At 59.7% G+C, this 23,042-nt stretch carries 23 protein-coding genes; 10 read left to right on the forward strand and 13 right to left on the reverse strand.

Features of this window, described 5'->3' with window-relative positions; genetic code table 11:
* Window positions 1–51: 51 nt before the first annotated feature.
* Complete coding sequence (locus GF108_RS12965; protein ID WP_153668337.1) at window positions 52–771, forward strand: tellurite resistance TerB family protein; 720 nt, start codon at window positions 52–54, stop codon at window positions 769–771.
* A 259-nt stretch (window positions 772–1,030) separates the two neighbouring features.
* On the opposite strand, the gene GF108_RS12970 is transcribed toward GF108_RS12965, so the two are convergent.
* Entirely contained in the window at window positions 1,031–2,200 is a 1,170-nt protein-coding gene (locus tag GF108_RS12970) for a pyridoxal phosphate-dependent aminotransferase (protein WP_153668338.1), read from the reverse strand.
* Between the two features lie 97 nt (window positions 2,201–2,297).
* Here GF108_RS12970 and GF108_RS12975 point away from each other — a divergent pair, with 97 nt between their 5' ends.
* Window positions 2,298–2,972 (forward strand): GNAT family N-acetyltransferase, encoded by a 675-nt coding sequence (locus GF108_RS12975; RefSeq protein ID WP_153668339.1) that lies wholly within the window; start codon window positions 2,298–2,300, stop codon window positions 2,970–2,972.
* A gap of 70 nt (window positions 2,973–3,042) precedes the next feature.
* Window positions 3,043–3,246, forward strand: a complete 204-nt coding sequence (locus tag GF108_RS12980; RefSeq protein ID WP_153669416.1) for a hypothetical protein — start codon at window positions 3,043–3,045, stop codon at window positions 3,244–3,246.
* A 13-nt stretch (window positions 3,247–3,259) separates the two neighbouring features.
* On the opposite strand, the gene GF108_RS12985 is transcribed toward GF108_RS12980, so the two are convergent.
* The 4 genes from GF108_RS12985 to GF108_RS13000 form a co-directional block, all read right to left on the reverse strand.
* Window positions 3,260–4,345, reverse strand: coding sequence for a nickel/cobalt transporter (locus GF108_RS12985; RefSeq protein ID WP_153668340.1), 1,086 nt, complete (start codon window positions 4,343–4,345; stop codon window positions 3,260–3,262).
* 14 nt (window positions 4,346–4,359) lie between these two features.
* Window positions 4,360–5,016 carry a DUF1007 family protein gene (locus GF108_RS12990; protein WP_153668341.1) on the reverse strand — a complete coding sequence of 219 codons (657 nt, stop codon included), beginning with the start codon at window positions 5,014–5,016 and terminating at the stop codon, window positions 4,360–4,362.
* A gap of 80 nt (window positions 5,017–5,096) precedes the next feature.
* On the reverse strand, window positions 5,097–5,996 hold the full coding sequence (locus GF108_RS12995; RefSeq protein ID WP_153668342.1) for a LysR family transcriptional regulator: 900 nt from the start codon (window positions 5,994–5,996) through the stop codon (window positions 5,097–5,099).
* Window position 5,997: 1 nt separating this feature from the next.
* A complete protein-coding gene (locus GF108_RS13000) occupies window positions 5,998–7,191 on the reverse strand; it encodes an amidase (RefSeq protein ID WP_153668343.1) in 1,194 nt (397 codons plus the stop codon).
* Between the two features lie 541 nt (window positions 7,192–7,732).
* On the opposite strand from GF108_RS13000, the gene odc2 reads away from it, so the two are divergent.
* Both odc2 and GF108_RS13010 read left to right on the forward strand, forming a co-directional pair.
* Entirely contained in the window at window positions 7,733–8,866 is a 1,134-nt protein-coding gene (gene odc2 / locus GF108_RS13005; protein WP_153668344.1) for an ornithine/lysine decarboxylase, read from the forward strand.
* 80 nt (window positions 8,867–8,946) lie between these two features.
* On the forward strand, window positions 8,947–9,558 hold the full coding sequence (locus tag GF108_RS13010) for a GNAT family N-acetyltransferase (protein ID WP_153668345.1): 612 nt from the start codon (window positions 8,947–8,949) through the stop codon (window positions 9,556–9,558).
* Window positions 9,559–9,596: 38 nt separating this feature from the next.
* Here GF108_RS13010 and GF108_RS13015 read toward each other — a convergent pair whose 3' ends face one another.
* The 3 genes from GF108_RS13015 to GF108_RS13025 all read right to left on the reverse strand — a co-directional run bounded on the left by GF108_RS13015 (window position 9,597) and on the right by GF108_RS13025 (window position 12,730).
* Entirely contained in the window at window positions 9,597–10,211 is a 615-nt protein-coding gene (locus tag GF108_RS13015; RefSeq protein ID WP_153668346.1) for an alpha/beta hydrolase, read from the reverse strand.
* Between the two features lie 148 nt (window positions 10,212–10,359).
* A complete protein-coding gene (gndA, locus tag GF108_RS13020) occupies window positions 10,360–11,778 on the reverse strand; it encodes an NADP-dependent phosphogluconate dehydrogenase (RefSeq protein ID WP_153668347.1) in 1,419 nt (472 codons plus the stop codon).
* 118 nt (window positions 11,779–11,896) lie between these two features.
* Window positions 11,897–12,730 carry a MurR/RpiR family transcriptional regulator gene (locus GF108_RS13025; protein WP_153668348.1) on the reverse strand — a complete coding sequence of 278 codons (834 nt, stop codon included), beginning with the start codon at window positions 12,728–12,730 and terminating at the stop codon, window positions 11,897–11,899.
* Window positions 12,731–12,873: 143 nt separating this feature from the next.
* Between GF108_RS13025 and GF108_RS13030 the strand changes: the two genes are divergently transcribed.
* The 5 genes from GF108_RS13030 to GF108_RS13050 all read left to right on the forward strand — a co-directional run bounded on the left by GF108_RS13030 (window position 12,874) and on the right by GF108_RS13050 (window position 19,456).
* Window positions 12,874–13,680, forward strand: a complete 807-nt coding sequence (locus GF108_RS13030) for an N-formylglutamate amidohydrolase (protein WP_153668349.1) — start codon at window positions 12,874–12,876, stop codon at window positions 13,678–13,680.
* Window positions 13,681–13,750: 70 nt separating this feature from the next.
* Entirely contained in the window at window positions 13,751–15,304 is a 1,554-nt protein-coding gene (locus GF108_RS13035; RefSeq protein WP_027229528.1) for an amino acid permease, read from the forward strand.
* Between the two features lie 81 nt (window positions 15,305–15,385).
* On the forward strand, window positions 15,386–16,756 hold the full coding sequence (locus GF108_RS13040) for a glutamine synthetase family protein (protein ID WP_027229529.1): 1,371 nt from the start codon (window positions 15,386–15,388) through the stop codon (window positions 16,754–16,756).
* A 35-nt stretch (window positions 16,757–16,791) separates the two neighbouring features.
* Window positions 16,792–18,177 carry an aldehyde dehydrogenase family protein gene (locus GF108_RS13045; protein ID WP_153668350.1) on the forward strand — a complete coding sequence of 462 codons (1,386 nt, stop codon included), beginning with the start codon at window positions 16,792–16,794 and terminating at the stop codon, window positions 18,175–18,177.
* Window positions 18,178–18,289: 112 nt separating this feature from the next.
* Window positions 18,290–19,456 (forward strand): iron-containing alcohol dehydrogenase, encoded by a 1,167-nt coding sequence (locus GF108_RS13050; RefSeq protein ID WP_153668351.1) that lies wholly within the window; start codon window positions 18,290–18,292, stop codon window positions 19,454–19,456.
* Between the two features lie 70 nt (window positions 19,457–19,526).
* On the opposite strand, the gene GF108_RS13055 is transcribed toward GF108_RS13050, so the two are convergent.
* From GF108_RS13055 to GF108_RS13075, 5 genes are all read right to left on the reverse strand, one after another.
* Window positions 19,527–19,916, reverse strand: a complete 390-nt coding sequence (locus tag GF108_RS13055; protein WP_210386076.1) for a type II toxin-antitoxin system VapC family toxin — start codon at window positions 19,914–19,916, stop codon at window positions 19,527–19,529.
* Complete coding sequence (locus GF108_RS13060) at window positions 19,913–20,182, reverse strand: type II toxin-antitoxin system Phd/YefM family antitoxin (RefSeq protein WP_153668352.1); 270 nt, start codon at window positions 20,180–20,182, stop codon at window positions 19,913–19,915. The genes GF108_RS13055 and GF108_RS13060 overlap by 4 nt, the downstream gene beginning before the upstream one ends.
* Window positions 20,183–20,244: 62 nt before the next feature.
* A complete protein-coding gene (locus tag GF108_RS13065; RefSeq protein ID WP_113280869.1) occupies window positions 20,245–21,309 on the reverse strand; it encodes an ABC transporter ATP-binding protein in 1,065 nt (354 codons plus the stop codon).
* A gap of 17 nt (window positions 21,310–21,326) precedes the next feature.
* A complete protein-coding gene (locus GF108_RS13070) occupies window positions 21,327–22,118 on the reverse strand; it encodes an ABC transporter permease (RefSeq protein ID WP_027229535.1) in 792 nt (263 codons plus the stop codon).
* Window positions 22,115–23,014, reverse strand: coding sequence for an ABC transporter permease subunit (locus GF108_RS13075; RefSeq protein WP_091944038.1), 900 nt, complete (start codon window positions 23,012–23,014; stop codon window positions 22,115–22,117). Before GF108_RS13075 ends, GF108_RS13070 begins: the two co-directional genes overlap by 4 nt.
* Window positions 23,015–23,042 lie beyond the last annotated feature (28 nt).

A 23,042-nucleotide genomic window follows, 5' to 3' on the forward strand; every position in this document is an offset into this window, starting at 1 on the left:
CCCGGTCCTAACTAAGCCAGGCCAGTTCATGCAGCCAAAGAGGAGATTAGCATGCTTGATCCGAAGAAGATTCTCGATGATTTCCTTGGAAGCAATATCCCCGGCGTCGGCACGTCCGTGCGGGACACTGCGGGCAAGGCGACGCAGATGGCCAAGGACAATCCGCTGGCGGCCGGTACGATCGCGGCTATCCTGCTTGGCACCGGAACTGGCCGGGACGTTGCGGGCGGTGCCCTGAAGCTCGGCGGTCTCGCTGCCGTGGCGGGCCTCGCCTACAAAGCCTATCAGAATTACCAGTCAGGCAAGACGCCTGCCGAGGCCGAGCAGCCGACGGCGCTCGATGGCGAACTCTTGCCGCCGCCGAATGACTCGAGCTTCCATCCCGAAACCGCGCCGCAGGGCGAGCACGAATTTGCGCTTGTGCTGGTGCGCGCGATGATTGCGGCCGCCCGTGCCGATGGCCATGTGGATGATGAGGAGCGCAAGCGCATTGCCGACAAGCTCGCCCTTTCCGGCCTCAACAGCGATACGCAGGCCTTTCTCACGAACGAGCTCAATGCGCCCGTCGACCTCGACGCAATCGTTGCCGCGGCCGTCACCGACGCGCAGAAAGTTGAGCTCTATACGGCTTCCCGCCTTGCAATCGATCCGAAGACCCGAGCCGAACGCGGCTATCTCGACCTGCTTGCAGGCCGGCTGAAACTGCCCGACAGCCTGATCGACCACATCGAGGCGACGGTCGCAAACGCCAAGGCGAATACGGCCGCTTAAGGCATTTGTGCGGGAAGGGATTCGGTGCCCTGTTTTTGGTTCCTCGGGTTTTCCCGAGGATCCAGGACCACATAGCTCAAGCCATCGACGCATCAGTTGTCATGCTATTGGATCCTCGGGACAAGAGCCCGAGGAAGACGGCAGTGGCGGTGGGTGAGGGCCGATGACGGCAGTGCAGGGTCGAAGCAAGATCACGGTGGGATATCAAAAGAATCCCACCCCCTCCCGCGCCCGTTGATGGACGTGAAGAATCTCCGCCCTATTTCGCCAGGAACTTCTCGATCCGCTCAATGGCGCGCAGGATGTTCTCTTCGGAGTTGGCATAGGAAAGGCGCACATATCCTTCACCGAGAATGCCGAAATCTGGCCCGCCGATCAGTGCAACGCCTGCCTCCTCGAGCAGGGCTGACGCCAGCTGTTTGGCAGGCCAGCCGGTTTCCTTGACATTTGGAAAGGCATAGAAGGCGCCCTTCGGCGTCGCACAACTGATGCCCGGCAGGCTGTTCAGCCCATCGACGACAATGCGCCGGCGATTGTCAAAGGCCCGGCACATCTTTTCGACATCGTCCTGCGGTCCGTCGATGGCTGCGATGCCGGCATATTGGCTTGGCGCGTTCACACAGGACCAGCAATTGACCGCGAGCTTGCGCACCTTGTCGTAAAGCTGGTCCGGCCAGATCGACCAGCCCATGCGCCAGCCGGTCATCGCCCATGTCTTGGACCAGCCGTTGAGCACGATCAGGCGGTCGCGGATGGATGGGAAGGTCAGGAGCGAGAGATGCTCCTCGCCATCATAGGTCATGACGTCATAGATTTCGTCCGACATGATCGCAACATGGGGATGGGCTTCGAGGCCCTTCACCAGCTTTTCGATTTCCGCGCGGGGCGTCACGCCGCCGGTCGGATTGGCCGGCGAGTTGAGGATCAAGAGACGCGTCTTCGGCGTGATCAGCGCCAGCGTTTCATCGGCCGAAAAGGCAAAACCGTTCTCTTCCCGTATCGGGACGGGAACAGGCTTGGCGCCGGTGAACTCGATCATGGAGCGATAGATCGGAAAACCCGGATCGGGATAGAGGATTTCGGCGCCAGGTTCGCCAAAGATCATGATCGCCGCAAACATCGTCACCTTGCCGCCAGGGACGATGATGATGTTGTCCGGAGAGACTTCGATGCCGGTCGTTGTCAGCGTGCGCCGTGCCACGGCCTCGCGCGCCGCGAGCAAGCCTGTGGCGGGCGTATAGCCATGGTGACCATCGCGCAGCGCCTTAATGGCGGCGTCCACGATATGGGCGGGCGTTTTGAAGTCCGGCTGGCCAATGCCGAGATTGATGATGTCCTTGCCCTGGGCGCCCAGAGCAGTTGCGCGTGCCAGCACGGCAAACGCATTCTCTTCACCGATGCGGTCAAACCCCGGAATAGTGCGCAGCATATTCTTGTCCCACATACAATTTTCAACTTCTGCTTTGTGCTTTGAGTACAGTAACAAGTCAAACATTCTGGATGACGCTGAGCGAGCAAATTTCACCATGACAGACTTGACGACCTGGACACCCCGGCCCGTGCCTGCGCGCGAACCCCTCGAAGGGCGTTTCGCCCGCCTCGAACCGCTGGATCCGGCAAAACACGGCGACGGGCTCTTCGAAGCATCGAGCGTCACCGATGCCGACGACCGTTTCCGCTATCTGTTTGAAGCTCCGCCCCAGAACCGCGCGGCTTTCGATGAATGGCTGGAGAAGGTTGCCGCGAGCAAGGACCCCCTTTTCTTTGCCGTCATCGACAAGGCGAGCGGCAAGGTCGCCGGACGCCAGACGCTCATGCGCATCGATCCGGCCTTCGGCGTGATCGAAATCGGCAATATCTATTGGGGCCCGCTGATCTCGCGCAAACCCGCGGCCACCGAAGCGCACTATCTGTTCATGGCCTATATTTTCGACGAACTCGGCTACCGCCGCTATGAGTGGAAGTGCAACAATGCCAATGAGCCCTCCAAACGGTCGGCAGAGCGCTTCGGCTTCAAGTTCGAAGGCATTTTCCGCCAGCATATGGTGCAAAAGGGCAAGAACCGCGATACGGCGTGGTTCTCGATCATCGACAGCGAATGGCCGGCGCTGAAGGCCGCCTACCAGAAATGGCTTTCACCGGAGAATTTCGATGCCGCGGGCAAGCAGATCAAGCGGCTCGAAGAGTTCCGCGCCGCGTGAAAGCGCCCCTTGCATAAATACGTGCTGCCGCTACAAACCTGCCAACAGCAATCGAGGCGTTTGAAGCGTGATGGATCCGAAAACCCGTAGTGCCGCCATCGCGGCCGCCTGCATCATGTTTGGTTTTGGCATTGTCGCCTATTTCATGCCGACACTGATGCTGGCGCTTGGCGAGCGATCGGCACCGGCCGCCGGAGTCCTTGCCGTCGTCTTCGTTGCCGGTTTCTTCGTCGTGTTTTGGCTGCGTGCCAGGCGGCAGCACAAGGACGACTGATCCCGAGCAAGCTCTAGAACCGCAGCGACGCGGTCAGGAGCAGGATGCCAAAGAGCACGATGAAGAGTGCCCCGGCAACTTCGATAATGTTCTGGACCCGCCCGGAAAGCGCGGAGGCGCCCGAAACCCTCAGCGCAACATTCTTTGCCGTCACTGCCAGTGTGGCGAGGACCGCGACTGTGATGAACGTTCCGAGCGCCATCGCGAACACCGAAAGCACACCGCCGAGAACAAGCCCGTTGAGCAGCGAGAAGGTAAGGACGATCAGCGCGCCCGAACAGGGACGCAAACCCACTGCAACGATCGCGGCCCAGGCTGTCTTCCAGTTGAACTCCCCTGCAAGCATGGCAGGATCCGGCGCGTGCGAATGCCCGCAGGTCTCGCACACGTCGCCCTCGGCATGATGATGGTGACCATGAGCGTGGTGGTGATCGTGATCGTGTCCGGCATGGGCATGGTGCACGTGATCATGCTGGTGATGATCATGGTGGTGATGGTGGTGATGATGATCGCGGGCGAGTGCCGCAGTACCGTCGCTTTGTGCCACGAGTTGAGCTACGCGCGGGCGAAACAGCCGCGGAACCTTGCGCCAGAGCAATGAAAGGCCGAAGGCGATAATCAGTACGAAGCTCCCGATCTCCATATAGCGCGCCGCGTCGTTCATCGAAACCGTGGTGCCGCGTAGCACCAGAAATGTCAGGCCGATGATGAAGAGCGCAGTGAACGCCTGCAGCATGGATGACGCAAATGACAGGAGCACGCCACGCCGCAAGGTCGTCTCATTGGCCAACATGTAGGAGGAGATGACAGCCTTGCCATGTCCCGGGCCGACCGCATGGAGGATGCCGTAGAGGAATGACAGGCCGACGAGTATCGACACTTGCCAGGGATCCTCGCGCATGCCTTTCAGGGCGTGGGTCATGGCGAGATAGAAATTGCGCTGCTGGATGTTTATCCAGAGGATGAGCTCGGCGAACGGCCCTGTCGGCTGCATGGCAACCTCGTTGGAGCCGATTCCGAGCGAAGAGGTCTGGGCGAGGGCGTGCCCGCCGACAAGAACGAGGATTGCCAGGGTACCCACCAGGGTGCGTTTGCGCATGGTCTATCCTTCACTCAGCCCTTGGGGCATTCGATTTCCAACCGGGTCGCAAAGATCTTCGACATGTTGGTCCCTGTTGGATCGTTGAAAAAGGCATCTGTGAGCGTTGCCTGGTTGGCGGCGATCGCTTCGTCGGGGTCAGGACGGACCACCTTCTGCGTACAGCCGGTGGGCACGCCGCTGACATGGATGTCCGTGTCGTTCACATAGTCGATTGCCGTATAAAATGTCGGGTCATAGACGCCGAAACTGGTCTTCTTGCCGAGCTTTAGCGGCTGCTTTGGCGCACTCTCGAAGATGATCAACAACTGGTTGTTCTGAAAGTCCGCGATGAGGTGCTGTGGCGCTCCCATGGCGATCTGCTTGCCATCGAGCGTGACGGACTGGAAATAGTCGTATTCCGATATCGACGCGTTGATCGTCGAGGCGAGTTCCGTCAGTTCCTTTTCGTCGAGTTTCATGTCCGCGTTCTTGTCGAACTCGACCAGCACCGTACTTGAAAAGATGTCGTCGAAACGCCAGACGTGGCCGAGCTTTTCAACGGTCCCATCGGGCTTGATCGATACGTCCAGGCGCGCTTCGGCAAAGACATGCGGGTGCACATAGGCAGGGGTGGCAAAGGTCAGTCCTGCCGCCATTGCGCCGATAAAAACCGCGAATCTCTGCTGCATGAAGAGCCTCTCGTGAGTTGCGCTAAGGGATATGCCGAAATTGGCGAAATTGGGACGATATAATATAACATTTGATATAATTAGGGACGGCGATTGTCCTTGAACCACTTGGCGAGATAATCGACGAGCACGCGCACCTTTGCAGGCAGGTAGCGGCGGTGCGGATAGACCGCATGAATGCCGGCATCGCGTGGAATGAATTGATCGAGAACGCTAACTAGCCTGCCGCTATCAATTTCGGCCTGGGCAACAAAATCCGGCAGCAGGGCAAAGCCGAGGCCGGCAAGGGCGGCCCGGCGCGTTGAAAGCGGACTGTTGATTTCGATCGGGCCCGATACCTGGACGGAAAGCGGTGCCCCGTCTTCATTCAGGAATTGCCAGGTATTGCGCGAGCGATTGTTGGTATCGACAAGGCAGGGCAGGGAGGCGAGAAGCTCCGGGCGCTGCGGGCGCCCCAGCCGCTCGATCAGGTCCGGCGAGCCGCAGGCAATGACATGGAAGGGTGCGAGGCGCTTGGCTATAAGCGAGGAGTCCTGCATGCGGGTGATGCGGATGGCAAGGTCGAACCCCTCTTCCACAAGGTCGACGAAGCGGTCGTCCAGCCTCACGTCGAGGACGATATCCGGCTGCTCGGCGCAAAAGTCGATGAGGCACTGGCCGATCTCGGCATCGGCAAAGGTGCGCGGCGCGGATATCTTGATGCGGCCCTTGATATCGCTGCTCGATTCGCGCACCGCCTCCTGCAGGCTTTCGACTTCGCGCAGAATTTCGCTGGCGCGCTGGTAGTAGGTGTGCCCGGCTTCGGTCAGCGAGAACTGCCGCGTGGTGCGGTTAAGGAGCAGCGCTCCGAGTTCATCTTCGAGTTCCCGCACATATTTCGAAAGCAGGGCCTTGGAACGTCCGATCTTGCGCGCCGCCGCCGAAAAGCCCTCGGCCTCGACCACGTCGATGAAGGCCCGCATGCGGGTGAGCGTGTCCATCTCAGATCGCCCTTGCCGATGTGTCGAGAATGGCCCGGCCGAGCCTGATCAGCGCGCGGTCGCTGTTCTTCGGTCCAAGCAGCGATATGCCAAAAGGTGCGCCGTGCACCTCGCCCAGCGGCAAGGTCAGCTGCGGGAAGCCGGAGAGGGGCGACAGGCACAGGAGATGCAGCATTCGCTCGCGATAGGTCTGGAGATCGTCGAAGGCTGCTGCGGCAAGCGGCGCCGCGCCTGGCACAGTCGGCAGGATGAGGACGCCATCGTCACGCAACAGGTCGCCGAGTTCGGAACGGAAGAGATCGCGGCGGCGCGTCTGTGTATCGTAAGTGGCCCGGTCGATCTTTGAGCTATATTCGAAACGCTCGCGCACGCCCGGTCCAAGGCCGCGATCCTTGGCGGCGATCCATGCGCCATGCGCCTGCCAGACCTCGAAGCCCTGTATCTGGCGAAAACACAGATATAGATCGTCCATTGATGCAGTCGGCTGGCGTGCGGAACGGGCCTGGCCCAAATGGGCGCAAACGGTGGCGTACATTTTTCTATAGGCGGCATCCTCTGCCTCGCCGATCAGAAAATGTTCGAGGAGTGGGATGAAAAGCGGGCGCGTCAGCTTGAAGTCCTGCGCGTCGGCGCCGAGGAGGACCGCTCCGACCTTTTCGTAAAGCGCGATATCCTTGGCGAACCAGCCAAAGACATCGAGCGAAGGCGCGAGCGGCAATGCGCCTTCGAGGGTGATACGCCCATGGGTCGTCCGCAAGCCCGGGAGCCCGCAAAAACTTGCCGGTGCGCGGATCGAACCGCCCGTATCGGAGCCTGCTGCGATGGTGACGAGACCGCCGGCAACCGCAGACACGGAACCTGACGACGATCCTCCGGTCACGCGGTCGGGCGCTGCCGGATTGACCGGATGCGGGAAATGGGCGTTCTGGCCAAGCAGCGAGAAGGCGAATTCGTCCGTCTGGGATTTTCCCGCGAGTTTCGCCCCGTTGTCGAGCAGCATCTGGATGGCTGGCGCCGTGTGCATGGCAGGGGGTGATTCGGCCGCTTTTTGCGGGTTGCCGCCGCCCGTTACCATCCCGGCCACATCAAAGATGTCCTTTACGGCGAGCGTCTCGCCGGTAAGGGGCCCGCGACCCGCAGCAAGCGCGGGTAACGGAACGTCGAGCAGGGCATTCAGGTGCGGAATTGTGTGCATCGTTCAATGATTCTAGGCCATTTTCGTCACGTTGTTCAACGAATAAAAAAATTGGCATTGCCGCAGAATTTTCATTGATTGGACACATCTTTCACCTTATATGGCGCTTGCCCAAAGTCGCACGTGCCTGTGGGTGTCCGCCGATCTTCATAATGGTGAGGAAACGGTATGGTACCTGGAACTAACCCCTCCAGTCAGTTTAGCGGCCTACTGCTGAACTGAGGACATCTTGAAGCAACGACGGTGCGGGCCTTTCTGGTGTCTTCCGGCTGTCCATAAGCCGGGATTACTGAAGAGGCACACCTTCATTGCCTGTAGTGCGGATGGGTACATCCAAGCCAAGGCAGACAAAGCGGATTTACGCTGATTTCAGCGTCGGTCCATCGCCGCATGAAGAGTCTCGTGGTTTCAGCATCTCCAAAGGCTGGCCTCACGCAGGACCGACTCATGCACTTTGTCCATGCGGTACATCGGGCGCGTCCCATGAAACCGCGACTTGCACAAGGCGGCCGCAAGTGCCGCTACGGATTGGAGACCCAAGATGGCTACGCAGCGCATCCTCGACTTCATCAACACCCGACGCCCGAACGGCCCCTGCCTCGTCGTCGATCTTGAAGTCATTCGGGAAAATTTCCACAATTTCGAAATGGCTCTCCCGGAGTCGAAGATTTTCTATGCCGTAAAGGCAAATCCCGCGCCTGAGATCCTGCGCCTGCTCGCCTCGCTTGGCTCGAGCTTCGATACGGCTTCCGTGGCCGAAGTCGAAATGGCTCTTGACGCCGGCGCAACGGCGGACCGCATTTCGTTCGGCAACACGATCAAGAAGGAGCGCGACATCGCACGCGCCTTCGAACTCGGCATCCGTCTCTTTGCCGTCGATTGCGTCGAGGAAGTGGAAAAGGTTGCCCGCGTCGCTCCCGGTTCGCGTGTGTTCTGCCGCGTTCTGACCGATGGCGCCGGCGCCGAATGGCCGCTGTCGCGCAAGTTCGGCTGCGTTCCGGCGATGGCTGTCGACGTCCTGCGCGCTGCGCAGAAGCTCGGCCTCGACTCCCATGGCGTTTCTTTCCATGTCGGCTCGCAGCAGACGGATCTCTCCGCCTGGGATCGCGCGCTCGGCGATGCAAAGCAGGTTTTCGATGCGCTTGCCAAGGAAGGCATCACGCTGAAGATGGTCAACATGGGCGGCGGTTTCCCGACCCGTTACCTCAAGGACGTGCCGACCGCACAGGCCTACGGCCAGGCGATCTTCCAGGCGCTGAGCCGTCACTTCGGCAATCGCCTGCCCGAGACGATCATCGAGCCTGGCCGCGGCATGGTCGGCAATGCCGGCGTCATCAAGGCCGAGGTCGTTCTCGTCTCGAAGAAGGCGGACAACGACAATGTTCGCTGGGTTTATCTCGACATCGGCAAGTTCGGCGGTCTCGCCGAGACGATGGACGAGGCGATCCGTTATCAGATCACCACGCCGCGTGATGGCGATCACAATGCGCCTTGCGTTCTCGCCGGCCCGACCTGCGATAGCGCCGACGTGATGTACGAGAAGAACCCCTATCCGCTGCCGATCTCGCTGACCATTGGCGACGAGGTACTGATCGAGGGAACGGGCGCTTACACAACGACCTACTCGGCGGTTGCCTTCAACGGCTTCGAACCACTCCGATCATACGTCATCTGATCGGGCATTGCCCGATCGTGGAATTTGGCCGGCAATTTGCCGGCCTTGATGACACCCATGATTGAAGATTGGTCAAGAAGATGAACGCAGTAGATTTCAACCAGAACCTGCACGTCCAAAGCGCACAGGCCTATACGATACGCAACGAGACGGCGCAGGACGAAGCAGCGCGCGAGACGCTGCTCGACCGCGCCATGGGCGAGGGACGTCGCCGCAAGTCTTCCGAAAAGCTGCGGCGTGGGCGCCTGCCTTCCGAAGGCCTCGCCTTTGTCGCTCGCGGCGACGATGGCATGCTGCTCGGTTCGGTGCGGCTTTGGGATATTCAGGCGGGTCATGACGCGGCTGGCAAGCCGGTGCGCGCGCTCCTGCTCGGACCGCTTGCCGTCGAGCCTGCACTCAAGGGTCACGGCATCGGCGTTGCCCTGATGCGCCATGGCATCAGCGAGGCTGCGCGCCTTGGTCACGGCGCGATCATCCTCGTCGGCGATCCGGAATATTATGAGCGCTTCGGCTTTGCAGGCGAGAAGACGGCGCTGCTTGCCATGCCCGGCCCAGTCGAGCGCCGCCGGTTCCTGGCGCTGGAACTCAAGCCCGGCCACCTTGCGGGTGCACATGGCCTCTTGTCGCCGCGCGGCCGCAAGCCGTCACGTACAACACAGGCGGCGCCGGTTTCCCTGCGTTTCTCGATGTAGCCATGAGAGCCCCCTCCATGAGAGGGGGCCAGGCATTGTCAGGCAAATTCCCTAACGAAACGCTCGATGGCGGTGACTTCGCTCTGTTGAATCTCGTGGCCGCCCGGATGCCAGACGAGCTCGGTATCAACGCCCTGCGCCGTCAGGTAATCCGCAAACGCCTGCGTCAGCGCGGGCGGACAAATCGGGTCGCGCTGTCCGGCCGTGATGAGCACATGCTTGCCCTTGAGCGCCGGCTGCGGCGCCGGTTGCCACGGGATGAGTGGATGCAGCAGCACCGCTGCATCGAAGAGATCGGGCTGCGCCAACAGGGCTGAGGCAAGAATATTGGCGCCATTGGAATAGCCAAGGCCAATGAGCTTCGAAGGCTGGGCTTCAGATTTGTGAGCACGGATGAAATCGGCCATAGCTTTGGTGCGCCGGGCGAGATCGTCCATATCGTAGACGCCCTCGTCCGTGCGGCGGAAGAACCGGGCGGCGCCATGTTCGGAGACGTCGCCGCGCGGCGAGACGATGCCGGCTTCAGGAAGCAGCCTGCGGCCGAAATCGAAGAACTGGTTCTCGTCGCCGCCGGTGCCGTGGAAAACGAAAAACAGCGGCTTGCCCGGTTCCCCTACCTTGTGAATGCGATGGTGATAGCTGCTGACTGACATGATCCGTCACTCCGGCGCGGTATTTACCGGCCCTCTTGTTGCGTTACATGCCTGCTATATGTCGCCGAACCGGGCGTGCTTAAACCCGGCTCCCGCTTGATGGATTGTCGCCGTCCCGTAGACAATGGCGGCGCGACGACGCCAAAAATCATTCGACGTCCGACCACGGGCCGTGGAAGTCACCGTCCTGATCGAGCCGCTTGAAGCCATGCGCGCCGAAGAAATCCCGTTGCGCCTGAATGACATTTGCCGTGCCATGTTGCTGCCGGTAGCCGTCGAAATAGTTGAGCGCGGCGGACAAAGCAGGTGTCGGGAGCCCGGCAAGCGCCGCTTCCGCGACCACCTTGCGCAGGGATGCCGACCCGGTCTTCATGCGCTCGACGAAGGCTGGCGCCAGGAGCAGGTTCTTGCCATCGCTGCCTTCGAAGGCGGCAGCGATCTCGTCAAGAAATTGCGAGCGGATGATGCATCCTGCACGCCAGATACGGGCAGTTGTCGCCAGCGGGACGTTCCAGCCATTCTCTTTCGAAGCGCCGGCCATGACTTCGAAGCCCTGCGCATAGGCCGCAATCTTACCTGCAAGCAGTCCGTCTTCAAGCGCATCGATAAACGCGGCATCATGGACGAGCTTTCTACCGGCAAGCAGATCGCCATAGGCGTCCGCGGCCAGCTTGCGCTCACCGACCAGCGAGGAGATCGAACGCGCCGCGACCGCCGCTTCGATCGCCGTTGCCGGTATGCCCAGCATCTGCGCCTCGATGGCGGCCCAGCGGCCCGTGCCCTTCTGGCCGGCGCTGTCGAGGATGACATCGACGGCGGGCTTGCCGGTATCTTTGTCGGTGGCCGCAAGAACCTTGGCCGTGATCTCGATGAGGTACGAGTTGAGCGGGCCTTCGTTCCATTTCTCGAAAATCTTGCCGATGGCATCCGGCGCAAGGCCAAGGCCGTCGCGCAATATGCCGTAGACCTCGGCGATCATCTGCATGTCGGCATATTCGATGCCGTTGTGGATGGTCTTGATGAAATGACCGGCGCCATCGGGCCCGAGCAGCGCCGAGCAGGACTCGCCCTTGTATTTTGCCGATATGGCGGTGAGCACCGGCTCGATACGAGCATAGGATTCGGGCGTGCCGCCCACCATGATCGAGGGACCATGGCGCGCCCCTTCCTCGCCTCCCGAAACGCCCATGCCGACGAAGGTCGGATCATTGGGGCCGAGCGCGGCCAGGCGGCGCACCGTGTCATGGAAATTGGCATTGCCGGCGTCGATGATGATGTCGTCCTTGGCGAGGAACGGCTTGAGGGCAGCGATCTGCTCGTCGACGGCCTCGCCGGCCTTGACCATCAGGATGATCGGACGCGGCGCCCTTATGTTCTTCGCAAGATCCTCGAGCGTTTCGCAAGGAACTATCTTGTCCTTCAGGTCGCCGGCGTCCTCGTAGAACTGGTGGGTCTTTGCAACCGTCCGGTTGAAGACCGCGACGCGATAACCGTTCTCGGCAATATTGAGCGCCAGATTGGCGCCCATGACGCCAAGGCCGATCAATCCGATGTCAGCTTGCTGCATGATATTTGTCCTTGATCAATCCGATAATGTTTTTCAGCGCAGGCGCGCGCCTGGCGGGCCTGCCTGGCCGAGAACCGCATTTGTATATCAATCGGGCGAGGGGGCAATGCCCCGCCTGTCATTTGTCGCGCAGTTGCTCCATGTCGCGTATGCGGTTGGCGCTGCTTTTTTCGAGCTTGCGCGTCACTTCGGCGATCAAGGTCTCGGCGACGAGAAACAGCGTCGCGGACGAATCCCATGGCGATGGGACCGCGGTGCGGCCGGCGATCACGTGCCGTGCAAAGCGCGCAATCGGCGAAAGCCACTGGTCGGTGATCAGCACGATTTCCACGCCCCGGGCCTGCGCCTTCTCGGCAAAGCGGATGAGGCTGTCCTGATAGCGCCGAATGTCGAAAATGACGAGGACGTCCTTCTTGCCCATATCGATCAGCTGATCGCGCCAATGGCTTTCCTGGCCGGTAAGATGCGTTACGCCCGGACGTGTTATTTTGAGGTGTGCGGCCATATAGCAGGCAATGGGATCGGTAAAGCGCCCGCCAAGCAGGTAGATGCGGGCGCGTGCGCGGCTGATGGCCTCGACGACATCGCCGAGCTGCTGCACGGAAAGATGCTGGAAGGTTTCGCGGATATTGTCGATCGCGGCTTCCATCAACGGAAATTCGGCGCTGTTATTGGTCGCCTGGATGGTTGCCGCGCGGTTCCAGGGCGACTGCAACTGCGCAGCAAGCTCCTCCTGGAGCGCGCCCTGGAATTCCGGGTAGCTCTGGAAGCCAAGGCGCGAGACAAAGCGCAGTATCGTGGGTGAACTCACGCCCGCCTGAGTCGAAAATTCTGCGACCGTTCGCAGTCCGATCAACGGATAGTTGGCGACGAGGGTCTGTGCTGCCTTGCGCTCCGAGGTCGACATGTTGTCGATTCTTTCGGCGATCAGCTCGGAAATGCTGGTCTGCATCGTTGCTTCCCCATCTTCGCCGCCAATATCCGCTGGAACGTAAATTCGGATTTGACAAATTTTATCGTTGTGTATCAAATCATACGCGAGTGGAAACAAAAATACAAAATGTAACGTAAATTACAGCTTGCCAGAGAGCCGCAATGGGAATGTCGCAGGCAACGGTAAAAAGCGAGGATGTGGTCCGCGTGTCCAACGCGGATGGCGCCGGCCCGTTCATCATTTTATGCGATCACGCGTCCAATCATATTCCCGAAGGCTATGGCACGCTTGGACTCAAGCCGATCGACCTGAAGCGGCATATTGCCTGGGATCCCGGCGCCATCGGCGTTAGCATGGTCATGAGCAGTCTTCTCGATGCGCCGCTGGTCGAATCGTGCGTGTCGCGGCTGATCATCGATTGTAATCGCCCGCTGGATGCGCCCGATCTCATTCCTTCGCTGAGCGAATCAACGACAATTCCAGCCAATGCCGAATTGAGCGAGGACGAGAAACAAAGGCGAATTGGTCTTTCGCATCGACCCTATCACACGGCGATCGAGGATCTGGCGCGTGCGCGTGCCGCCAAGGGTCTACCCGACCCGATTTATGTCGCCGTGCACTCCTTTACGCCGGTCTACCGGGGCATTTCGCGGCCCTGGGACATCGGCATCATCCACGATGCCGACGACAGGATCGCCGCACCGCTCATTGCCGGCCTTGAGGCGCTGACGCAATTTTGCGTCGGCGTCAACGAACCCTATTCGCCGGCGGATCGTGTTTATTACACTTTGGAGCGGCACGCGTCCGCTCTCGGGTTTCCGGCAGTGATGATCGAGATCCGTAACGATCTCATCACCACTGCTCAAAAAGAAATGGCCTGGGGCGAAACGCTCTCAAGGCTGCTCAGGGAGATTGTGGAGCGGCCGCTTGCGCAAGCGGCGAGCTCACCAAGAACGGGGACGGCATAGACAAAACCTACGGAGTAGCGCTCTCGCGAGTATCTGACGTTGCAACTTACCAGAATAATAGGGGAACGTGATGACACAGCAGGACTATACTGACACAGATAAATCGGAGGACATAAAGGTCCTTCATAGCATGGGCTACGCCCAGGAACTCGAGCGGCGGCTCAGCCGCTTTTCCAACTTTGCCGTCTCCTTTTCGATCATCTGCATTCTTTCCGGCGGTATCAATTCGCTGGCCCAGGCCACTTCGGGCGCGGGCGGCATCGGCATCGGTATCGGCTGGCTGGTCGGCTGCTTTGTCTCGCTGACCTTTGCCGTCGCCATGTCGCAGATCAGCTCCGCCTATCCGACGGCGGGCGGTCTCTACCATTGGGGTTCGATCCTCGGCAATCGCGGTACCGGCTGGGTGACGGCCTGGCTCAATCTCCTTGGTCTCATCACCGTTCTTGGCGCCATCAATGTCGGCACCTGGACGTTCTTCGTCGGTGCCTTCGGCCCGGCGCTCGGCATTGAGAACACGCTGACGACGCAGATGATCTTTCTCGTGATCATCACCGGGGCCCAGGCACTGATCAACCACCTCGGCATTAAGCTCACGGCAAAACTCACCGACTTCTCCGGCTACCTGATCTTCTTCGGGTCGATCCTGATTGCGGTCGTGTGCCTGCTCTCCGCCGAGACCTGGGACTTCAGCCGTCTCTTCTCGTTCCACAACTATTCCGGTGAAGCGGGTGGCAACGTCTGGCCGTCGGTATCGAACGCATGGGTGTTCGCCCTCGGGCTCTTGCTGCCGATCTATACGATCACCGGCTACGACGCCTCCGCGCATACATCCGAAGAAACATTGAAGGCCGCAAGTTCCGTGCCGCGCGCGATGGTCATGTCGGTCGTCTGGTCGGCGATCTTCGGCTACTTGTTCCTTGCCGCTTTCGTGTTGATGATCCCGAACATGGACGAGGCCGCAGCACAGGGCTGGAACGTTTTCTTCTGGGCTTTCGACCAGCGCGTCGGCACCGGCCTTAAGGAATTCGTCTATATCGTCGTCTTCCTGGCGCAGCTGCTTTGCGGTCTCGCCACGGTGACATCGGCGTCGCGCATGATTTTCGCATTCTCGCGTGACGGGGGCCTGCCGGGCTCCGCTGCACTCGCCAAGGTCAGCCCGACCTACCGCACGCCCGTTGCCGCTATCTGGACGGCTGCAGTGCTTTCGGTTCTGTTCGTCTGGGGCTCGTCAATCGTCTCCGTTGCTGGTACCTCGGCCTATACGATCGTCGTTTCGTGCACGGTCATCTTCCTGTTCCTGTCGTTCACCGTTCCGATCGTTCTCGGCCTTCTCGCCTGGGGAACGCCGAAATGGGACAAGATGGGACCATGGAACATGGGACGCGGCATCTTCACGCTGTTCGCGATCCTGTCGGTTATTTCGATGATCCTGATATTCATCATCGGTATTCAGCCACCGAACGACTGGGCGCTCTACATCACGGTAGGCTTCTTCATCCTGACGGCTATCGTCTGGTTCGCCTTCGAAAAGCGCCGTTTCCAAGGCCCGCCACTCGGCGAAATCATTGCCGCACGTCAGGCTGCGATCAAGGCAGCCGAGCAGGCTGTCGGCGAACGAAGCTGACCCATGCAAAGGCGGCGACCGGCTTGCTGGTCGCCGCCCTTATTTTGCCCGTGATGAATTTATCTCGTACAAGGAAAGACTATGCCCGGACATTGGAGTTTCGACGAACTAAAGCGCCACGTGACCAATGGCGAGATCGATACGGTGCTGGCCTGTTTCGTCGACATGCAGGGCCGCCTCGTCGGCAAGCGGTTCCACGCTTCATATTTCGTCGAGTCGGCGCATGACGAAACGCATGGCTGCAACTATCTCCTGGCCAACGACATCGATATGGAGCCGGTGCCAGGCTACAAGGCCGCGAGCTGGCAGCAGGGCTATGGCGATTTCGTCATCAAGCCGGATCTTTCGACCATCCGCCATATTCCATGGCTCGAAAAATGCGCCCTCGTTCTCTGCGATATTCTTGACCACCACCATCACGAGGACCTGCCGCATTCGCCGCGCAGCATCCTGAAGCGCCAACTCGCGCGATTGAAGGATCGCGGCTATCTCGCCTATTTTGCATCGGAACTCGAATTCTATCTGTTCGATGAGACCTATGAGACGGCGCGGGCCAAGAACTGGAAAGGCATGGCGACCGCTTCGCCCTATATCCAGGATTATATTATCCAGATGACGACCAAGGAAGATGTGGTCATGCGGGCGATCCGCAATGGCCTGTTCGACGCCGGCATTCCAGTCGAGAATTCCAAGGGCGAGTGGGGCCCGGGCCAGGAAGAGATCAATGTGCGCTATGCCGAGGCGCTGGAAATGGCCGACCGCCACGTCGTTATGAAAAATGGCTGCAAGGAGATCGCCACCCAGATGGGCAAGGCGATCACTTTTATGGCGAAGTACGATTATTCTCTCGCCGGCAGTTCGAGCCATGTCCATAATTCGCTATGGAGCGCCGACGGCAAGACCCCGCTCTTCTACGACAAGAACGCCGAACACACGATGTCGGCCCTGATGCGTCAATGGGTGGCCGGCCAATTGAAATATGCCGATGATTTCACCTATTTTCTCGCGCCCTACATCAACTCCTACAAACGCTTTCAGGCCGGTACCTTCGCGCCGACGAAGAATGTATGGAGCCTCGACAACCGCACGGCGGGTTTCCGTCTTTGCGGTGAAGGCACCAAGGGCATCCGCATCGAATGCCGCATCGGCGGCGCTGACCTCAATCCATACCTCGCTTTCGCCGGACTGATTGCCTCGGGGCTGGCGGGAATCGACGAGAAACTGGAGCTTGCCGCGCCCTTCAAGGGTGACGCCTATGGCGGCGCTCGTCTCAAGGAAATTCCGAAGACGCTGCGTGACGCCACCGAAACGCTTGCCCGTTCCAAGATGCTCAAAACCGCGCTGGGCGACGATGTGGTGGAGCACTATGTCCACACCGCGCGCTGGGAACAGTTCGAATATGATCGGCGCGTGACCGACTGGGAGTTGCATCGCGGCTTCGAACGGTATTGAAGTCGGAACACCAGAACCAGACTAGAGGTTGAACCATGGCCGACACGGTCAAACTGATTACCCCCATTGACGGCTCCGTCTATGCGGAACGCCCCATCGCTGCCGACAAGGCCGTGGATGCGGCAGTGGAAGCAGCGAAACTTGCGCAGACGAATTGGGCGCAGACGAGCATCGAAGAGCGCGGACGGCTCTGTCTTGCGGCGCTCGACGCGCTGCTCGCCATGAATGACGAGATCGTGCCGGAGATCGCCTGGCAGATGGGCCGTCCCGTGCGCTATGGCGGTGAAAAGGGCGGCGTCGAGGAGCGTACCCGCTATATGGTCCGCATCGCCGAGCAGGCGCTTGCGCCCGTCGTCGAAAACGACAGGCCGGGCTTTCGCCGCTACATCAAGCATGTGCCGCTCGGCGTCGTCATGGTCATTGCGCCGTGGAACTATCCGTACCTCACTGCAGTCAATACGATCATTCCCGCGCTGATGGCCGGCAATGCCGTGATCCTCAAGCACGCGGCGCAAACGCTACTCGTCGGGGAGCGCTTCGCGCATGCTTTCGAGAAGGCGGGGCTGCCCAAGGGTGTCTTCCAGAACATCGTGCTCAGCCACGCCCAGACCGAAAAGCTGCTGGGTTCCGGCCGTATCGACCATGTGAATTTCACCGGGTCGGTGGCGGGTGGTCGTGCCATCGAGAAGGCGGCAGCGGGAACCTTCATGACGCTTGGCCTTGAACTTGGAGGCAAGGATCCGGCCTACGTGTTGCCGGATGTCAATCTCGACCATGCCGTCGCCAACCTCGTCGATGGCGCGTTCTTCAATTCGGGACAATGCTGCTGCGGCATCGAGCGCATATATGTGCATGAAAACGTCTATGACCGCTTCGTTGATGGTTTCATCGATCTGACCAAGCAATATGTCGTCGGCAATCCGCTGGATGCGGAGACGACAATGGGACCGATGGCGCAGACGCGCTTTGCCGATCTTGTCCGCGAGCAAAAGGCGGAGGCGCTCCGCAAGGGAGCCAAGGCCCATGTCAACATGCGTGTCGCCAAGGACATTGCAGGTTCGCCCTACCTCGCCCCGGAGGTATTGACGGGCGTCGACCATCAGATGAGCGTGATGCGAGAAGAGAGTTTCGGCCCGATCGTCGGCATCATGAAGGTGCGTAATGACGAGGAGGCGCTCGCGCTGATGAACGACAGCCAGTACGGCCTTACGGCATCGCTGTGGACGACCGACACCGACCACGCCGCCAAGATCGGCGATCGGATTGAAACCGGCACAGTGTTCATGAATCGCTGCGACTATATCGATCCGGCGCTGGTCTGGACCGGGGTCAAAGAGACGGGCAAGGGCGGTGCCATGTCGGCGATCGGCTATGGCAATCTCACCCGGCCGAAGTCGTATCATTTGCGCGAAGCCATTTGATGATGATCTACCCTTCTCTGGGCTACCGCCCATCTCCCGACAGGGGAGATGTCCGGCAGGACAGAGGGGGTAGCCTCACATACTGATCCCATCCATCCGAAAGAAAAATCACATGAGCAAACTCATTTCCAAGTGGAATTATCCGACGACGGTTCGTTTCGGCGCGGGGCGCATCAGGGAACTGCCGGAAGTGCTGGAAGCGACGGGGATCAAAAATCCGCTGTTCGTCACCGATCCAGGGCTCGCCAGACTGCCGGTTGTGGCAAGCACGCTGAAGATCCTCGACGAAGCTAAACTGCCCTATGGGGTATTCTCGGATGTGAAACCCAATCCGGTGGAATCGAACCTGACGGCGGGTATCGCCGCCTTCAAGAAGGGCAAGCATGATGGCGTCATCGCTTTTGGCGGCGGTTCGGCGCTCGACCTCGGCAAGCTGATCGCCTTTCAGGCCGGGCAGACACGGCCGCTCTGGGATTTCGAGGACATCGGCGACTGGTGGACGCGGGCAAACGGCGATGCGATCGCGCCGGTCATTGCCGTCCCGACGACGGCCGGAACCGGGTCCGAGGTCGGCCGTGCCGGCGTGATCACCCATGAGGAAAGCCATACCAAGAAGGTTATCTTCCACCCGAAGATGCTGCCGGCAATCGTGATTGCCGACCCTGAACTTTCGGTTGGCATGCCGGCATTCATCACCGCAGGCACGGGCATGGATGCGCTCGCACACTGCCTCGAGGCCTATTGCGCGCCGGGCTATCACCCGATGGCCGACGGCATTGCCGTTGAAGGCATCCGGCTGGTATTCGAAAACCTTCCCAAGGCCTTTGCCGATGGCAAGGACTTGACCGCGCGCGCGCACATGATGAGCGCTGCGGCCATGGGCGCAACGGCGTTTCAGAAAGGGCTCGGTGCAATCCATTCGCTGTCGCATCCGATCGGCGCGATCTACGACACGCATCACGGCATGACCAATGCGGTCTTCATGCCCTATGTGCTCGCCTTCAACCGCGACGCCGTCGAGGAGCGAATTGGCCGCCTTGCCAACTATATCGGCATCAAGGGGGGCTTCGACGGCTTTGCCAAGGCAGTGCTGAAACTGCGCAAGGAACTGAAAGTCCCTCATACGCTGCCCGGCCTTATCAAGGATCTGGACATGAGCAAGAAGCAGAAGGAACACATCGCGGATATGGCGATTGTCGATCCGACGGCCGGCGGCAATCCAGTGAAACTCACCAAGAAAGCGGCGCTGAAACTGCTTGATGAGGCGATTGCGGGATAGCCGCAGATACTGCGATTAAACAAGGGGCGCGGGAACGGCGCTCCCTTTCAATCGTGAAATTGAGTGGATATCAGGCAGGAATTACGAGTGTCGCGTGGTAGCGCCACAGCTTGGCATCGGCGGTGAGCAGTGGCACAGCCTCGTGCAGTGCCTGGGCGACCATGATGCGATCGAATGGATCAGAGTGATCGGCATAGTATGGAAGCGATGCCACGGCTTCCGCATGATTACCCGAAACCGGAAGTTCGACGATCCCTGCAAGATGGAACGCCGAGCGAGCATCGCGGGGATGCAGTTTGAGGTTGCCCTTCGAGTGCTTGATCGAAATTTCCCAGATGGCGGCACCGCTGATGTACAAGCTGTTGTCTGGATTTGCGGCAATCTCGATGACTTTACTCGAGAGACTATCGGAACCCTCGGCAATCCAAAGTGCTATATGCGTATCCAGTAGAAGCTTCACGGGATTATCGGCTTCGAAGCGCTGCTCTCGAAATCTTCGCTGACATCTGGGTCGCCGGCATTAAAAGCTTCCACGGTTTTGGGAATGTCGAGGCCGGCGAGAATGTGACGCGCTGCCCCAATGCGTTTGGGCAGGGTGAACGGCACAAGCTTCGCAACCGGCTCGCCGTTGCGTGCCAGGATAAATTCGCTTTCCTGTCCAAGCTCCAGGCTTTCAACCAAACTGGACAGACGCGTTTTTGCGTCGTGCATGTTTACGGTAACCATTGGCCAAGCCTTAGCTAGAGTTTCTTAGCTAACATAGATTGCATGGCTCGTGAGTTCAAGACTTAGTGCCCGAGGACCAGGAGGTCCTTTGCTGCAAGGCTAACCTTTACGTTTTCGCCGGGTTCCGGCGGCGGAGCGCTTGGATTGTTGAACGTATCGAACGAGACGACGTTTTCGCCAAGCGATGCGCGGATACGGATCACCGAGCCAAGGAAGTGCACGCTGTTGATCTTGCCGTCGAGCGTTGTCTCACGTTTGTCCGTGGCTTCGCCAAGGCTGACCGCCTCGGGGCGCACCGCGAGCGAAATCCGGTCGCCGGACTGGTGACCGTTGAGGCGCGGACCGATGGCGACATCCTTGCCGTCAACCGTGATTATGCCCGTCTTGGCGTCGCGAACCACGGCATCGATCGTATTCAGCGTTCCGACGAACGACGCGACAAAGCGTGATGCCGGCTGATTATAGATCTCGAAGGGAGCGCCGACCTGCTCGGCACGGCCCTCATACATGACGACAATGCGGTCGGATATCGACAGGGCTTCTTCCTGGTCGTGCGTTACGAAGATGGTGGTGATGCCGAGCTTGCGCTGGATGGCGCGGATTTCCTCGCGCAGCGAGACGCGGATCTTGGCATCGAGGGCCGAGAGCGGTTCATCGAGCAACAGCACCTGCGGCTTCGTCGCGAGCGCCCGTGCCAGCGCGACGCGCTGCTGCTGTCCGCCGGAAAGCTGATAGGGGAAGCGCTCGGCCAGGTGATCGAGTTTGATCAAGGACAACATCTCTTGCACGGTCGCAGTGATTTCGGCCTGCGGCTTCTTTGCCACCTTCAGACCGAAGGCAACATTCTGCGCAACCGTCATATTGGGAAAGAGCGCATAGGCCTGAAAGACCATGCCGATATTGCGCTGGTTCGGCTTCAAGTTGACGACATCCTTGCCGCCGATGCTGATGCTGCCCGAAGATGGCGTTTCGAAGCCCGCAACCATGCGCAGCACCGTCGTCTTGCCGCAGCCACTCGGCCCGAGGAACGAAATGAATTCGCCCTTCTCGACGTTAAGATTGAAATCATGAACGACGGTTGTGGCTCCGAAGCTCTTTTTCAAATGGCTGATGGTAAGGAACGACATGGTGTTGTTTCTTCCGATTATCGCCGGGTCGCAGCGAGAGATTTGTTAAGGCGGGTAACGACCTGGATGAGGCCCATACAGACCCAGGTAATGGCGAAGGCTATCACGGATAGCGCGGCCGGCTCATAGGCACGGTTGGCGCCGAGCAATTGCAGGAACGGGCCGAATGCGGGCCGGTTGAGCAGCGCCGCCATGGTGAACTCGCCGATGACGATGGCGAAGGTCAGGAATGCACCCGAAAGCACGGCGACAAGCACATTCGGGAGGATAATGCTCGACATGATGGTGATCCGGCTTGCGCCGAGACTTTCGGCGGCTTCCGTCATTGTCCGTATATCGATGGCGCCAAGGCCCGTGTCGACAGCACGGTACATATAGGGCAGCGCCAATGTGGTGTAGCCGAGGCAAAGCAATATGTTGGTTCCCATCGCAGATCCGGTCAGAGGCAAGATCGACGAGGTATTATAAAGGCGAATATAGCCAAAGACGATAACGATTGCGGGAATGACCAGCGGCAACAGGGTGATGAACTCGATGAACGGACGCAACCCCGGTAGTCGCAGCCGTACCCAATAGGCGGTCGGAACGACCAGGACGACGCCGACGATGATCGTCGCGATGGCCATGACGACGGAATAACCGAAGGTTGCCTGAAAGCCCGGATCGCTCAAGACGACCCAATAGGCGTCAAGCGAATAGGTACCGCGCCGCATCCGCAGCGAAAACTCGAGAAGGCCGATCAGCGGCAGCGTGAAATAGAGGATGCCGAAGGCGAGCGCTAGCCAGGACCAGAAGCGATTCGTCTTCATTTGAGCCACCGTTCGCTGCGGGCACGCATCCAGATATAGACGCCGTTGGAAATGCCGGTGATGACGATCATGCCGAAGGCGAGCGCGTAGCCGAGCTGCGGGTCCTGCAGGACGTCGCCGCGAATCTGCGCATAAAGGACGATAGGCACGATACTGAGCGAAGACCCGGTCAGCGCATAGGCGGTGGCGATTGCTCCGAACGAATTGGCAAACAGGAGCAGGATCGTGCCCAGCAATGCCGGCCAGAGAATCGGAAAGGCAACCATTCGCCAATACTGGTTCTTCGTCGCGCCGAGAATGAGCGCAGCTTCCCGCCATTCCCGCTTCAATCCGTCAAGCGCCGGCGTGATGATGAGGACCATCAGCGGAATCTGGAAGTAGAGATACGTTATCGTCAGGCCCCAGAAGCTCAGCAGGTTGAAGCCGTGGGCGTAGAGGTTGAAGCCGAAGACGTTCAACAAAAGATAGGTAACGAGCCCGGTGCGCCCCAATGTGAACAGGAAGGCGTAGGCGAGGGGAACGCCGGCAAAGTTCGATGCGACGCCGGAGAAGGTCATCAATGGTGCGCGTATCCATGCAGGCAGACCGCCCAGGACGACGGCGGCGGCGATGGCGAAGCCAATTCCCGCGCCAAGAAGGGCAGAGGCCAGCGAAATCTTGATCGAGATCCAGTAGGCGTTGAGGATCGATGGCTGGAAGAGGTTGGCGATATTGGCAAAAGTCAGTTTGCCTTGCGGATCCTGGAATGCGCCTGCGACGAGAAAGACGGTCGGCAGGACCAGGAACAGGAGCGCGAAGATCATGAACGGCATGACGCCGAGCCAATCGAGCGAAAGCCGCTTTTTCTCGGCCGCCGCGACTGGAAGTGTAGGACCAGGTTCTGAGATTGCACTCATGGAGTGTTCGAGACCGCTTCTTGGGTTC

The organism is Phyllobacterium sp. SYP-B3895 (genome assembly GCF_009647635.1).
GTDB lineage: Bacteria > Pseudomonadota > Alphaproteobacteria > Rhizobiales > Rhizobiaceae > Phyllobacterium > Phyllobacterium pellucidum.